Genomic DNA, 12,582 nt, shown 5'->3' with positions numbered 1-12,582 from the left:
CAAAGCTTTCTTCCATTGATGGATCATCGTCGGATGCACGCCGTATTCGGCGGCCAGCTCCGACACCGTCCGCTCGCCCTTCACGGCCTCAAGCGCAACCCGAGCCTTGAAGCTCGCGTCATGGTTCCTGCGTTTCCGCATTCCTGATCTCCTCGTCCTTGGAGACCAGCAAACGTCAGATCCTAGCTTCCGTCACTGTCCGATTTCCGGGGAGTAGCTCACTTGGGATTAGCTGACAAAGGACTGCCAGTCGTGACGGCTCTTCACGCCGATGAAGGATGGGGTCTACATGATCCTCTTGATATTCCGGGCCAGAACGAGCGTTAAAGTTGGTTCCCGCTTAGTTAGATCCATGGACGAGAGCCCGTGCCCCAGACCGTCAACCTTCGCCGTAACCTTGCCCTTCTCGTCATTGCGCAGTCTCTGGGCGCAGCCAGCGGCCCGATCGTCATATCTCTGGGTGGGCTGGTCGGGCAGCAGCTCTCGACCAACCAGACATTGGCGACGTTGCCTGTCAGTGTCTACAATCTCGGGCTGGCTCTCGGGACGCTGCCGGCTGCGGCGGTGATGCGCCGGTTTGGCCGGAGGTCGGGCTATCTCCTGGGCGCGACATTGGGGATCGTGTCTGGACTGATCGCGGCGTGGGCGATCTGGCTCAGCCTGTTCGCGCTGTTTTGCGTCGGCACCTTCGTTGCGGGCACCTATTCCTCTTATGTGCAGACCTACCGGTTCGCCGCCGCGGATGGCCGCAGCGGAGGGGATCGAGGCAAGGCGATATCCTGGGTCATGGTGGGGGGCCTGATCGCTGCGGTGATCGGCCCGCAACTCGTGATCCTGACACGCGAGTCGGTGCCAGACGTCGCCTATGCCGGTAGCTTCCTGAGCCAGGCGGCGCTTGCGCTGATCGCGCTGCCGGTGTTGGCCCTTCTCCATGCCCCGCGCCCGGTCAAGGCCACATCGGCGGTGGGGGGCGGGCGCAGTATCGGCCAGTTGCTTGCCTCGCCGCCGTTTGCGCTGGCCCTCGCCGCGGGTGTCGTCTCCTACGGGCTTATGGCCTTCGTGATGACGGCCGCACCCATGGCGATGGTAGGACATGGCCATTCGGTGGATCATGCAGCCCATGGCATTCAATGGCACGTGCTGGCAATGTTCGCGCCAAGCCTTTTCACCGGAAAGCTGATCGCTCGTTTCGGCAAGGAGCGCATTACGGCGATCGGCCTTGTCATCATAGGGCTGTCAGGGGCGGCGGCGCTGTTTGGCCTCGACATCACGCATTTCTACGTCTCGCTGATCCTGCTGGGGCTGGGTTGGAACTTCGGCTTCATCGGCGCGACCGCGATGGTGGCCGACGCGCATACGGAAGAGGAACGTGGCCGTGCCCAGGGACTGAACGACTTCGTGGTATTCGGAACGGTGGCGGCGGGTTCGTTCTTTTCGGGCGCGCTATTGCAGGCATCTGGATGGGCGGCGGTAAACCTGCTGATCTTCCCGGCCATCGCCCTGGTGCTGGCGCCGCTGATCTGGCGCATGGCGCGCAGATAGGCTGTCGTCTCGCTTCATCCGCGATCTCCACACTGACGGATCGTGGTTGTGTTGACCCCGAGAAACGGACGCTCGTGGAACCCGCCCCGGATGGGAGCGGCGGTTGCTCGATCTTCTGCAAGGCGTTTTTCTGGTGGAAACTGCCCGATACATGGTGAGACAGGTTTTGAAAGACGCTCACGGATATTGCATTCGAACTTGATCCCACCCGCCTGCCGCGCAAGATCAAGGGGGAGGGGAGGAAAACATGAAGCCATCCGAACAGCTCTCGGAATATGTCCGCCTATCGCTTTCGAATGGCGATGAGCCAGAGGCCATCCGCGGCGCATTGGCGGGCGCAGGCTGGTCTCCACCCGAAATCGACGACGCGATCGCAGGCTGGATGCCGGGCAGGCCACCGGTGCCGCGACCGCGGCCATATGCGTCCGCACAGGAGGCGCTGGTCTATGGGTTGCTCTTTATCTCCCTCGGGGCGATTTCCTGGCATCTCTGCCAACTCGGGATGGCGTTGATCGACTACCTGATCCCGGATCCCGGAGACTATCCCGTTTCGCCCGGAAGCTCGGCCAGATGGTCCATCGCCGCACTCATCGCCTTCACGCCGGTATTCCTGCTGCTCAGCAGGCGGATCGCGCGGCTTGGTGGGGAAGACAGCGGACGCAGCCGCTCGCTGGTGCGAAAGTGGTTTGCATCATTGACGCTTCTCGTCGCCTCATTGGTGTTTCTGGGCGATGCCGTCTATGTCATCTATGCCCTGTTGAATGGGGATCTCACCTTGCGCTTCATCTGCAGGGCGGCGCTCGTCGCAAGCATAGCCGCGCTGGTTCTGGCCTATTACCGGGATGAGCTTCATGGCTAAGGGATGGACCACCATCGCCATCGGCGCGGTTTCCGCTGTTGCCATCGTCCTTGGCTTGCTGGTGGCGGGCGGTCCGGGCCATGCACGAAAGCAGAAGCGGGATGCACAACGCGAGCAGGATCTTGTCGCTATGGCGTCCTGGGTCGATTGCCTCGCGCGGCAGAGCGGCAGCCTTCCGGCGGTGCTGGCGCCGGCAGAGCAATGCCCGTGGACCGAGCGCCTCGCCGATCCCTACAGCCAGGAGCCCTATCGCTACAGCGTGACTGGCCCGCACAGTTACAGCCTCTGCGCGAATTTCGAACTGCCGCCGCAGCGGCCGGCCGATCGCTGGAGACGCAATGCGGAGGGCTGTATTTCCAGAGAGTTTGAGCTGCGGCAGGACCGCAATCCGTAATCCCGGCCCTGCGATCGGTCTGTGCCGAACCGCCGGCTTCAGTCAGCTTTGGGCAGATCGACCGCCCAAGGACCTCGTGACGCCTCGTTGATTTCTGGTGCCCCGCGGATCGCAACCCGCGGGGCTGGTTTCTGCCGTGATCAGATGGTGATGCCGGATTTGCCGGGGGCAAGGATGCCCTTGGGGTCCAGCGCCCGTTTCAGCGTGCGGTTGATCTCGCGCTGGGTCTCGCCATAGATGCCGGCGACCTTGTCCATGAAGGCATTGTTGACCCGATAGACCGCATAGCCACGATTGGCGAATTCGGTCAGCAGTTCGTCGAAACATTCATAGGCGCGCTGGGTCTCCTCTTCATCCGACTTGTCGAACAGCACATCGATGATGTGGTGCAGGTCGCGCATGCCGACGATATATTCACCGGCATAGTCGAATCCGTGCTTGTTGAGGATCTCGGTCGCGAGCCGGGTCTGGTCGAGGGTCTCCGAACCCTTGTTCACCGTCACCGGCGCGAACCACATCGAACCGCCCCCGGCACCCCGATCATCCCGCCAGCGATAGAGGCCGAATTCCTGCATGGTCATATAGCCGCGCATCAGATCGGCGCGATACTGGAAGGGCTGCTTGCCGCCGGCCTCTTCCTCGGTGATGATCCGGCCCTTGCCGTGACCCTCGACCGTCGCCTTGACGATGTTCCAGTTGACCTCGACCTGCTCTTTGGTGCCGTAAAGCGCCGCATAGACGTTCCAGGCGCCGAGGCCTTCCTTTTCGCGGATCTCTTCGATGACCTCATGCGGAGTGAAGCCTTCGCCGTCGAAATATTTGCGGCGCGAAATGATGCCTGCGGCCTCGTAGATGGTCGAGGCATAGACGACCGAGTTCGGGATGACGCCATTCAGCCGCAGCGGACGGAACAGATCGACGATCTCGGCGATGTCCTCCTCGTTGTCATAGATGACGCAGAACGGCTTGTAGACCGGCGGCTTGGGCATCAGCCAGAAGCCCATCTTGGTGCAGATGCCGAAATTCGACTGGGTGAAGATACCGTCGAGATAGGGGCCATAGCCCCATTTGAACACTTGCCATGCCGAGTTGCCTTCGACACCGCCCATGCCGGTGCGCAGCACCTCGCCATTGGCCAGCACCACCTCCATGCCGCATTGCATCATGAAATGCTCGCCATAGGGGGTGTAGCCCACGCCACGGTCCATGGTATTGCCGACCGGGCCGGCAATGGCCGAAGGCGCCGGGCAGGACAGATAGAAGGGCAGGTCGTTTTCCTGCAGATAGTCAAAGAGCTGCTGATAGGTGACGCCCGGCTCCACCAAGGCGGTGCCCAGATCGCGGTCGACCGCGATGATCTTGTTCATATGCTTCAGATCCAGCACCACCGTGCCACGCTTGGCGGGGGCCGCGGTGCCGTAACCAAAGTTCCGGCCGGTCGAAATGGTCCAGACCGGGATTTCGTAAGTGTTGCAGATCTTCACGACCGCCTGCACCTGCTCGACCGTGGTGGCCTGGATCACGCAGGAGGTTTTGTAGAGATCGTCGTCGACCGGCATCATGGTCTTGAAATAGGGGGTCAGCCGTTCCTCGTCCGAGATGACATTGCCTGCGCCCAGCACCGCCTCGAACTCGGCCACTGCCTTGGCGAAGGTTTCGGCGCTGATGCCTTCGGGAAGGACTTCGAATTCACGCTCGGACATGATTATTCCCCTTTATGGACGTTGGCGGCGAAATAGGCCGCCAGATCGTCGATCGTGGCATCATCAAGGGCCGAGCCGGGGAAGGCCGGCATCGCCAGATGGCCGTTGCGGATGAAAAAGCGCAGGGTGTCGGCGTCATATTCGTTCGGCGACAGGTCAGGACCGACGCTATGGGCATCGGCCTTGCCGTCCACGGTATGGCAGCGGGAACACACCTTGTTCCAGGCGTCCTCGCCGGTGGCAAAGCTGCGGCGCTGGTCCAGCGTTTCGGTCAGATCCGGCGGCGCGGCCTCGGCGGTCTTGGCGGTGGGGGCGGCTTCCTGCGCAATGGCGGGCATGGCCAGCAGCCAGATGGCGCCGAGACCTGCAACAACACGCCGGGCGGTTTTACCCTGGGTGGTCATATCAGACACTCCTGGTACTTGGGTCTAGGAAAGGATCAGACAACCGCCGCCTGGGCGGCAGTTCCGGCGCGGGCCCCGTGGGTGGCGACATTGGTGCGGGCGATGGCGAACAGCATCTCATCCGCCGCATCCAGTTCCAGCACCAGAGGCCGGGCCGGATCCTGACGGATCAGCTTCTCCAGGTTGAGCAGGTTGGCCGTCAGGTCATCGCCCAGCAGCAGATGCGACCGCGCCAGAGCGTTGGGGGCGGGGATGCGCGCCTTGCTATAGACCACCACGGCATCGCGCCCGGTCCGGGCGATGCCTGCATGGCCTGCGCCAACCAGTGAGAATGTGGCGATGGCGCCGCCACCTGCCACGATGAAGCCACGTCTTGTAAGCATTTTCACCTCCTCAAACCTTGCAGGCACCGGAACGGAGCAGGGGGACGCCGGTGAATATCCCTGTCCGATCCTTTATCCCGGCGTTTGCTGCCGGAACGGTCTCGCCTTGCAGCGCATGGCCCATGGCGGGATACGCTGCGAAATCCGGCATCAGAACGGGAATTTCGGTCCGTTCTGATGGATGGTCACCCAATGGGGGCGCGTAAATTCCTCAAGGATCCAATGCCCGTTGAAGCGGCCGAGGCCCGAGTTCTTTTCGCCCCCGAAGGGCGCATTGGCATGGTCGGCGACGGTGATCGCGTTCACATGCGTCATGCCGGCGACGATCTTGCGGGCAAAGGCGACCGCGCGCTCGATATTCTGGCCATAGACCGCGCTCGACAGGCCGTATTCGGTATCATTGGCCAGTTCGAGGGCATGGGCCTCGTCCCGGGCCTTGATGATCGGCAGGACCGGGCCGAAGGTCTCTTCGCGGGCAAGGGCGAAATGCGGTCCGACCTCGGTGAAGATATGCGGCGCGATCTGGTTGCCTTCGGTGTCCTGGCCCAGAACCTGAACCGCACCTTCGGCGCGGGCCTTGGCGATCTTGGCGCGCACGCCCTCGGCCTGGCCCTTGTTGATGGCCGGCCCGATATTGGTCGCGGGCGACAGCGGGTCGCCGAAGGTCAGCTTCCCGGCCCGTTCAACCACCGCGGCGACGAAGGCATCATGGATCTTTTCATCCACGATCACCCGGTTCGTCGACATGCAGATCTGACCCTGATGCAGGAAGCGGCCAAAGACGGCGGCCCCGGCGGCCGCTTCGATATCGGCGTCGTCCAGCACGACCAGCGGCGCATTGCCGCCAAGCTCCAGCGCGACGCGCTTGATGAATTTGCCGCCGGTGGCAAGCTGTCCGACCCGCTTGCCCACTTCGGTCGAGCCGGTGAACGAGATGAAGGCCGGCACTTCATGTTCGACGAAATAGTCGCCGATCTCGGCGCCCGAGCCGATCACCACGTTCATCACGCCCGGCGGAACCCCGGCCTCTTCGAAGATCTTGCCGATCAGCGTGCCGCCGGTGAAGGGCGTGTCCGAGGCCGGCTTCAGCACCACCGCATTCCCAAGCGCAAGCGCCGGCGCGACCGAGCGCACCGACAGATGCAGCGGGAAATTCCACGGGCTGATAATGCCGATCACGCCCAGAGGCTCGCGGTAGACGCGGCTTTCCATGCCGGGCTCACAGGCCAGCATCTCGCCTTTGACCGCGCCGGGGAAGCCTGCGGCATATTCGGTGATGGTCCGGGCCGCATCCAGTTCGATATGCGACTTGATCACGGTTGAGCCGGATTCGCGCCCCAGCCAGCCAAGGATTTCCTCAGCGCGGGTGTCGAAGATGGCGACGGCGCGGCGGATGATCGCCTCGCGCTCGGCGGGCGGGACAGCGGCCCAGGCCGGTTGCGCGGCCTTGGCGGCGGTATAGGCGGCGTCGACATCTTCACGGCTCGCCAGTTGGACCCGGCCAAGCTCGCTGCCATCGAAAGGGTTGAGATTGACGGCGTTGCGGTTGGACCGGCCAGGCCGCCAAAGGCCGCCGATAAACTGCAAATCGAGCCCGGAATAGGGCGAGTCGCCCGCTTTTGCGTTCTGTGCAGATGCTACCGACATCTCGATCCTCTCCTTGCAGACCCGGCGAACGGGCCATTTCCTCTCTCCGAAGCCGCAACCAGCCCAAGCGGTCGTTCCGGCCGGATCCCCAACTGTCCAGAGTTTCGGCACTTCCGGGGTTCAATGTCAAAGTAATGAGTATGGAATGAAGAGAAATGTCATAAAATGACATTTGGTTGTGATTTTCAGGCGATTTGAGCCGGGATGACCTCCGGGCCGGCCGGGAAGCATCCGCTTAGGGCCAATCGGCGAAACGGACCGCTGTAGTTTCCTCGGAGGCAGCCGAGGAGGAGCGCTGCTCTTCGCGGAACCGGCTGGGCGCGCGACCCGAGAGACGCTTGAAGAAATGGCTGAACTCGGCGGAATCGGCAAAGCCGAGTTCCAGTGCGATGCCCGCGACGTTCTGGTCGCTGTGTTCCAGCCAGATCACCGCCTCGCGCATCACGCGCTGGTGGATCAGTTGCAGCGGGCTGCGGTCAAGCCCACGCTGGCAGATCCGCCGCAGCCGGCTCTCGCTGAGGCCGAGGGCGCGGGCATAGTCCGCCACCGGCAGATGACCGCGAAAATGGATCTCCACCTCGCGGCGGAAATCCTCGAGGATATGCGCGTCGGAATGCGGCCGGTCGGCCGGGATCTCGGGATGGGATTGCCGCCAGATCGCCAGAATAATCAGCCGCAGATAGGAGAGAACGGCGGTGCGGTGGCCCGGCGCGGCCGCCTGCAGTTCCGCCATCATCGCCTCGGCCAAAAGCGGCGCGGCCAATGGTCCGGCAGTCTCCAGTTCCGTCGCCATGATGATCGAACGGCTGAGAGGTAGCATCAGCTCGAAATCCGGGCGGGCCCCGGCAATCTCGCCCAGAAGCGCGCTGGAAAGGCCGAAAAGCCAGCAGCTCGCCCCGGCCCCCAATGTCAGCAGATGCTCGGATGAGGGCGGCAGGATCAGCGCGGCCGGGCCATGCAGATCATGCGTCGGCTCGCCCGCTTCAAGGCGCAACTGCCCCTCGGCAAGCAGCAGGATATGCACATGGTCGCGATAGGGCCCGCGGTTCGGTCGCAGGAGGCGCGCCCGCAGCCCGACCTCGGGGGTTTCGACTCGCAGTTCGGCCTGCAGATCATTGCTAAGAGAGCGGCTTTGCGGCATGGTTTGATCTAAAATGACAAATAGATAAGCGAAAATGACATCATCGCCTCGGAACGCAATGGCAAGATCGACGACAGGCGATAATTCTCTGGCCCGACGGCGGGCGCTGCAGGGACAGACCTTGGCAGGGCAGGGGAACGTCGCGCTTGGCGAGGAATGTCTGCGCCTCAATCCGGTTAACGGCACCATTGCCTCGCGCGTGCCGGCAATGACGCCGGCCGAGGCGCGGGCGATGGTCAATCGCGCCGCGCTGGCTTTCCTGCCCTGGTCGCAGCAGCCGGGATCCGAGCGGGGGGCGATCCTGCGACGCGCCGCCACCCTGATGCAGCAGGAGGCGCCGCGCTTCGGCCGGCTGATGCAGGACGAGATCGGCGCGACCCCGGCCTGGCAGCGGTTCAATGTCAGGCAGGCGGTCTGGCAACTCCAGGTCGCGGCCGATCTGGCCGAAACCCTGGTGACGGAACCTGCCCCCGACCTGAGCGGCCGGCATTTCATTTGTCGCGAGCCGGTTGGCGTCTGCCTGGGCATCGCGCCCTGGAATGCGCCGCTGGCGCTCGGGGTGCGCGCAATTGCCACGGCGCTGGCCTGCGGCAATTCGGTGGTGCTCAAGGCTTCCGAGATCTGCGCCGGCACGCAGCTGCTGATAGCCGAGGTTCTGGCACAGGCCGGGCTGCCGCAGGGAGTTCTGAATGTGGTCACCCACAGCCCCGACCAGGCCGAGGAGGTGGCCCGCATCCTGATCGCGCATGAGGCGGTGCGCCGGGTGAATTTCACCGGATCGAGCCGGGTCGGACGCTTTGTCGCCGGGGTTGCGGCGCAGCATCTGAAACGCTGCCTGCTGGAGCTTTCGGGCAAGGCGCCGCTGGTGGTGCTGGCCGATGCCGATTTCGAAGCCGCGGCCGATGCAGCGATCTATGGCGCTTTCCTCAATCAGGGCCAGGTCTGCATGAGTACGGATCGGGTGATCCTGCCCGAGGACATCGCCGATCATTTTGCGGATCTGCTGGTCGATCGTGCCGCGAGGCTTCATGCCGGCCACGCCGGGGAGGGGGCGCCGACCCTCGGTCCGGTGGTCAGCGAGGCGATGGCCCAGCGGCAGCAGGATCTGGTCGAGGATGCCTGCGCCAAGGGGGCACGGCTGCTCTGCGGCGGCAACCGACGCGGCAGCTTCGTGGAGGCCACCGTGCTCGATCATGTCGATCCGGGGATGCGGGTCTATCACGAGGAATGCTTCGGCCCGTTGCTGGCGATCTGCCGCGCCGGATCGGAGGAGGAGGCGATCTCGCTGGCCAATGATTGCAGTTTTGGCCTGTCGGCGGCGGTCTGGAGCCGCGACGTGCCGCGCGCCATGCAGCTCGCTCGGCGGATCGAGGCGGGGATCTGCCATATCAACGCGCCCACGGTGATCGACCGCCCCGACATGCCGGTCGGCGGCATCAAGGACAGCGGCTATGGCCGCTTCGGCGGCACCGCCGCCCTTGATGAATTCACCGAGACCCGCTGGATCAGCATTGGCCACGAGGGCCTTGATCTGCGGCTCTGAGCAACCGGGCTATCGACCGAAGGGTGGCCTTCCCTCCGCCGTCCGATTGCGACGATGACAGCACTTTCGCAAACCCGCCGAATAGGCTTTGCTGGAGTCGTGCCAGCGAGGGATGCTCAATGACGATTGCAAACCAGCCTGCCGAGGGGGCATTGACCGCCAACGCCATCTTCCTGACCCTGACCCTTCACCAGGACGACGGGGCGGTCGATACCTTCCGCGAGTTCTGTGCCGACCTTCCTTCGCTGGTCCGGGCCGTCGGGTTTCGCAACGCCTCGGCTGAGTTGAGCTGCGTTCTTGGCATAGGGGGTGCGCTCTGGGACCGGCTGGATCCCGGCGCCCGGCCGCGAGACCTGCACCCGTTCCGCGAAATTGCGGGCGTCCATCACGCGCCCGCGACGCCGGGCGACATCCTGCTGCATATCCGCGCCGCCCGGCCGGATTACTGCTTCGAACTGGCCACCCAGATCATGCTGCGGCTGGGGGCCGTGGTCACGGTCGAGGACGAGACCCAGGGGTTCAAGTTCTTTGACAACCGCGACCTTCTCGGCTTTGTCGACGGGACCGAGAACCCGGATGGCGTCGCGCGTGCCGCGGCTGTGGTCATTGCCGGCGAAGACCCGCTCTTTGCTGGCGGCAGCTATGTCATCGTGCAGAAATATCTGCATGATCTTGCGAAATGGAAGGCGATGACGGTCGAGGCGCAAGAGCGGGTGATCGGCCGCCACAAGCTTTCGGATATCGAGTTTCCCGACGACCGGAAGGCCAGCTACGCCCATAACGTGCTGACCAACATCAACGACGCCGACGGCAACCAGTTGCAGATCCTGCGCGACAACATGCCCTTCGGCAGTCCGGCGCGCGGCGAGTTCGGCACCTATTTCATCGGCTATGCCCGCGAGCCGGGCCGGATCGAGACCATGCTGACCAATATGTTCGTGGGCCTGCCGCCGGGAAATTACGACCGCATCCTCGATGTCTCGACCGCCGTGACGGGCGGGCTGTTCTTCGTGCCCTCGTCCGATCTGCTCGGCCGGATCGGCTCTGGCGAGGCGCTGGCCATGCCGGAGCCGGAGCAGGGGAGAGCGGGCCTGGCCGGGCGGGCGCAAGGCTCGCTTGGTATCGGATCTTTGAAACAGGGGAACTGACATGGACAACCTTCACCGCGCCCTCGCCCCGATCAGTGACGCCGCCTGGGCGCAGATCGAGGACGAGGCCTCGCGCACGCTGAAACGCTATCTCGGCGCGCGCCGGGTGGTTGACCTACACGGGCCCGAGGGCTTCGAGCTTTCCGCCATCGGCACCGGTCATCTGCGACCGGCTGCCGCTCTGGCGGAGGGTGTCGATTGTCGCCAGCGCGAGGTCAATCCGCTGGTCGAGCTGCGCGTGCCCTTCAGGCTGACCCGCGCCGCCATCGACGACGTGGCGCGCGGCTCGAACGACAGCGACTGGCAGCCGCTGAAGGACGCCGCCCGCCAGATCGCCCTGGCCGAGGATCGGCTGGTGTTCCAGGGCTATGCCGATGCCGGCATCAAGGGCATCCTGCCCGAAAGCAGCAATGCCGCCGTCGCCTTGCCGAAAGACGTTGCGGACTATCCCGAGGCGGTCGCGCAGGCCGTCAGCGCCTTGCGGCTGGCGGGCGTCAACGGTCCCTATGCGCTGGTCCTGGGCACGGCGGCCTTCACCGAAGCGGCCGGGGGTGCCGAGGACGGCTATCCGGTGCTGAAGCATCTGGAAAAGCTGGTCGATGCGCCCGTGATCTGGAGCCAGGCGCTGGAGGGCGGCGCGGTCGTGACCACGCGCGGCGGCGATTTCGATCTCTGGCTGGGTCAGGATATCTCGATCGGCTATCTCGCCCATGACGCGGACAGCGTGACGCTGTATCTGCAGGAAAGCCTGACCTTCCAGATGCAGACCTCGGAAGCGGTCGTCCGGCTGGACGCCTGACCGCGATGCCGGCGCGCGCGCAGCCCAATCTGCGGGACATCCTTTTCACGCTCAAGGGCTCGATCATTCCGGTGATCCTCGGGCGTCTGGGGGCGATCGGGGTGGTCTGCATCGTGGCGATCCTTGCGGCGCGGATGCATCCCGGCATCTTCGCCCGGATCAGCGCCATCCCGTTTACGCTGATCGGCATCGCGCTCTCGGTTTTCATGAGCTTTCGCAACAGCACCTGCTATGCCCGCTGGTGGGAGGGGCGCGAGCTTTGGGGGCAGGTGATCATCGCCTGCCGGGGCCTCGCCCGGGCCAGCGCCGGGCTGGAGCCCGAGACCCGCAGGCTGTTGCTGCGCGCGCTTTGCGCCTTTGCCGCGGGCCTCGCCGCCCGGTTGCGCCATCAGGACGAGCGCGCGGCGATCGCACATTGGCTGCCCGCCGAGGATGTGGCCAGCCGACCCAATCCGACCGACCGCGTCCTGCAACTCGCCGGGCGGGAGCTGATCGCCGCAACCGGTGCCGGGCGCCTGGGCGAGATCCGCTGGACCGTGCTCGAGGGCTATCTTGCCCAGCTTTCCGCGGCGCAGGCGGCCTGCGAACGGATCGCCTCGACCCCGGTGCCCTTTGCCTATTCCCTGCTTCTGCATCGGACGGCGCTGGTCTTCTGCGTGCTGCTGCCATTTGCGCTGGCCGGATCGCTGGGTTGGTGGACGCTGCTGCCGGTGCTGCTGGTCGCCTATACCTTCTTCGGCCTCGACGCGCTGAGCCATCAGCTGGAAGATCCGTTCGGAGGATCGCCGAATGCCATTCCGCTGGACCTTCTGCGCGGAACCATTGAACGCGAAATGACTGCGGCGATGGACGACGACCGACGGACCTGAAGATCTGGCGCGGGTCACGATGCCGGTGGTCCTGCGATCAGCGGGCAGCATCTTCCGCCCGCTTCGCCTCTTTTGCGTATCACCCACCCCCGCCGTTGCAATGCCGAGGGTGGATGACGTTTTCCGTATCGGGTCCAGACTCCAGCAGCC

General features: G+C 64.4%; 13 protein-coding genes. 7 read left to right on the top strand and 6 right to left on the bottom strand.

Annotated features, from left to right (window positions below; genetic code table 11):
* The coding region (locus VNQ78_RS12940) for a transposase (RefSeq protein WP_325690364.1) at window positions 1-141 on the bottom strand (141 nt) is incomplete at its 3' end.
* 225 nt (window positions 142-366) lie between these two features.
* Between VNQ78_RS12940 and VNQ78_RS12935 the strand changes: the two genes are divergently transcribed.
* The 3 genes from VNQ78_RS12935 (at window position 367) to VNQ78_RS12925 (ending at window position 2,795) form a co-directional block, all read left to right on the top strand.
* On the top strand, window positions 367-1,542 hold the full coding sequence (locus tag VNQ78_RS12935) for an MFS transporter (protein WP_325690362.1): 1,176 nt from the start codon (window positions 367-369) through the stop codon (window positions 1,540-1,542).
* Between the two features lie 247 nt (window positions 1,543-1,789).
* Window positions 1,790-2,401 (top strand): DUF5671 domain-containing protein, encoded by a 612-nt coding sequence (locus tag VNQ78_RS12930; protein WP_325690361.1) that lies wholly within the window; start codon window positions 1,790-1,792, stop codon window positions 2,399-2,401.
* Complete coding sequence (locus VNQ78_RS12925; RefSeq protein ID WP_325690359.1) at window positions 2,394-2,795, top strand: hypothetical protein; 402 nt, start codon at window positions 2,394-2,396, stop codon at window positions 2,793-2,795. The genes VNQ78_RS12930 and VNQ78_RS12925 overlap by 8 nt, the downstream gene beginning before the upstream one ends.
* Before the next feature lie 140 nt (window positions 2,796-2,935).
* On the opposite strand, the gene VNQ78_RS12920 is transcribed toward VNQ78_RS12925, so the two are convergent.
* The 5 genes from VNQ78_RS12920 to VNQ78_RS12900 all read right to left on the bottom strand — a co-directional run bounded on the left by VNQ78_RS12920 (window position 2,936) and on the right by VNQ78_RS12900 (window position 8,073).
* A complete protein-coding gene (locus VNQ78_RS12920; protein ID WP_325690357.1) occupies window positions 2,936-4,498 on the bottom strand; it encodes an FAD-binding oxidoreductase in 1,563 nt (520 codons plus the stop codon).
* A gap of 2 nt (window positions 4,499-4,500) precedes the next feature.
* Window positions 4,501-4,902 carry a cytochrome c gene (locus VNQ78_RS12915; protein WP_325690355.1) on the bottom strand — a complete coding sequence of 134 codons (402 nt, stop codon included), beginning with the start codon at window positions 4,900-4,902 and terminating at the stop codon, window positions 4,501-4,503.
* A gap of 35 nt (window positions 4,903-4,937) precedes the next feature.
* Complete coding sequence (locus VNQ78_RS12910; RefSeq protein ID WP_325690353.1) at window positions 4,938-5,285, bottom strand: hypothetical protein; 348 nt, start codon at window positions 5,283-5,285, stop codon at window positions 4,938-4,940.
* Between the two features lie 150 nt (window positions 5,286-5,435).
* Window positions 5,436-6,932 (bottom strand): aldehyde dehydrogenase family protein, encoded by a 1,497-nt coding sequence (locus tag VNQ78_RS12905; protein ID WP_325690351.1) that lies wholly within the window; start codon window positions 6,930-6,932, stop codon window positions 5,436-5,438.
* 235 nt (window positions 6,933-7,167) lie between these two features.
* Window positions 7,168-8,073, bottom strand: coding sequence for an AraC family transcriptional regulator (locus tag VNQ78_RS12900; RefSeq protein WP_325690349.1), 906 nt, complete (start codon window positions 8,071-8,073; stop codon window positions 7,168-7,170).
* Between the two features lie 121 nt (window positions 8,074-8,194).
* On the opposite strand from VNQ78_RS12900, the gene VNQ78_RS12895 reads away from it, so the two are divergent.
* From VNQ78_RS12895 to VNQ78_RS12880, 4 genes are all read left to right on the top strand, one after another.
* On the top strand, window positions 8,195-9,616 hold the full coding sequence (locus VNQ78_RS12895) for an aldehyde dehydrogenase family protein (RefSeq protein ID WP_325690347.1): 1,422 nt from the start codon (window positions 8,195-8,197) through the stop codon (window positions 9,614-9,616).
* Window positions 9,617-9,735: 119 nt separating this feature from the next.
* Window positions 9,736-10,764: a Dyp-type peroxidase gene (locus VNQ78_RS12890; RefSeq protein WP_325690345.1), complete on the top strand. Its 1,029-nt coding sequence runs from the start codon at window positions 9,736-9,738 to the stop codon at window positions 10,762-10,764.
* A 1-nt stretch (window position 10,765) separates the two neighbouring features.
* Entirely contained in the window at window positions 10,766-11,563 is a 798-nt protein-coding gene (locus VNQ78_RS12885; protein ID WP_325690343.1) for a family 1 encapsulin nanocompartment shell protein, read from the top strand.
* Between the two features lie 5 nt (window positions 11,564-11,568).
* On the top strand, window positions 11,569-12,432 hold the full coding sequence (locus VNQ78_RS12880; protein WP_325690341.1) for a bestrophin family protein: 864 nt from the start codon (window positions 11,569-11,571) through the stop codon (window positions 12,430-12,432).
* Window positions 12,433-12,582 lie beyond the last annotated feature (150 nt).

This window comes from Paracoccus sp. (in: a-proteobacteria), from assembly GCF_035556475.1.
GTDB lineage: Bacteria > Pseudomonadota > Alphaproteobacteria > Rhodobacterales > Rhodobacteraceae > Paracoccus.
The sequence above is the reverse complement of the archived record's forward strand: the minus strand, read 5'-3'. Positions and strand labels throughout refer to the sequence as shown.

Coding starts and splice junctions, on each gene's coding strand:
- VNQ78_RS12930 (WP_325690361.1), top strand. CDS start 1,790: ATGAAGCCATCCGAACAGCTCTCGGAATATGTCCGCCTATCGCTTTCG.
- VNQ78_RS12925 (WP_325690359.1), top strand. CDS start 2,394: ATGGCTAAGGGATGGACCACCATCGCCATCGGCGCGGTTTCCGCTGTT.
- VNQ78_RS12920 (WP_325690357.1), bottom strand. CDS start 4,498: ATGTCCGAGCGTGAATTCGAAGTCCTTCCCGAAGGCATCAGCGCCGAA.
- VNQ78_RS12915 (WP_325690355.1), bottom strand. CDS start 4,902: ATGACCACCCAGGGTAAAACCGCCCGGCGTGTTGTTGCAGGTCTCGGC.
- VNQ78_RS12910 (WP_325690353.1), bottom strand. CDS start 5,285: ATGCTTACAAGACGTGGCTTCATCGTGGCAGGTGGCGGCGCCATCGCC.
- VNQ78_RS12905 (WP_325690351.1), bottom strand. CDS start 6,932: ATGTCGGTAGCATCTGCACAGAACGCAAAAGCGGGCGACTCGCCCTAT.
- VNQ78_RS12900 (WP_325690349.1), bottom strand. CDS start 8,073: ATGCCGCAAAGCCGCTCTCTTAGCAATGATCTGCAGGCCGAACTGCGA.
- VNQ78_RS12890 (WP_325690345.1), top strand. CDS start 9,736: ATGACGATTGCAAACCAGCCTGCCGAGGGGGCATTGACCGCCAACGCC.
- VNQ78_RS12885 (WP_325690343.1), top strand. CDS start 10,766: ATGGACAACCTTCACCGCGCCCTCGCCCCGATCAGTGACGCCGCCTGG.
- VNQ78_RS12880 (WP_325690341.1), top strand. CDS start 11,569: ATGCCGGCGCGCGCGCAGCCCAATCTGCGGGACATCCTTTTCACGCTC.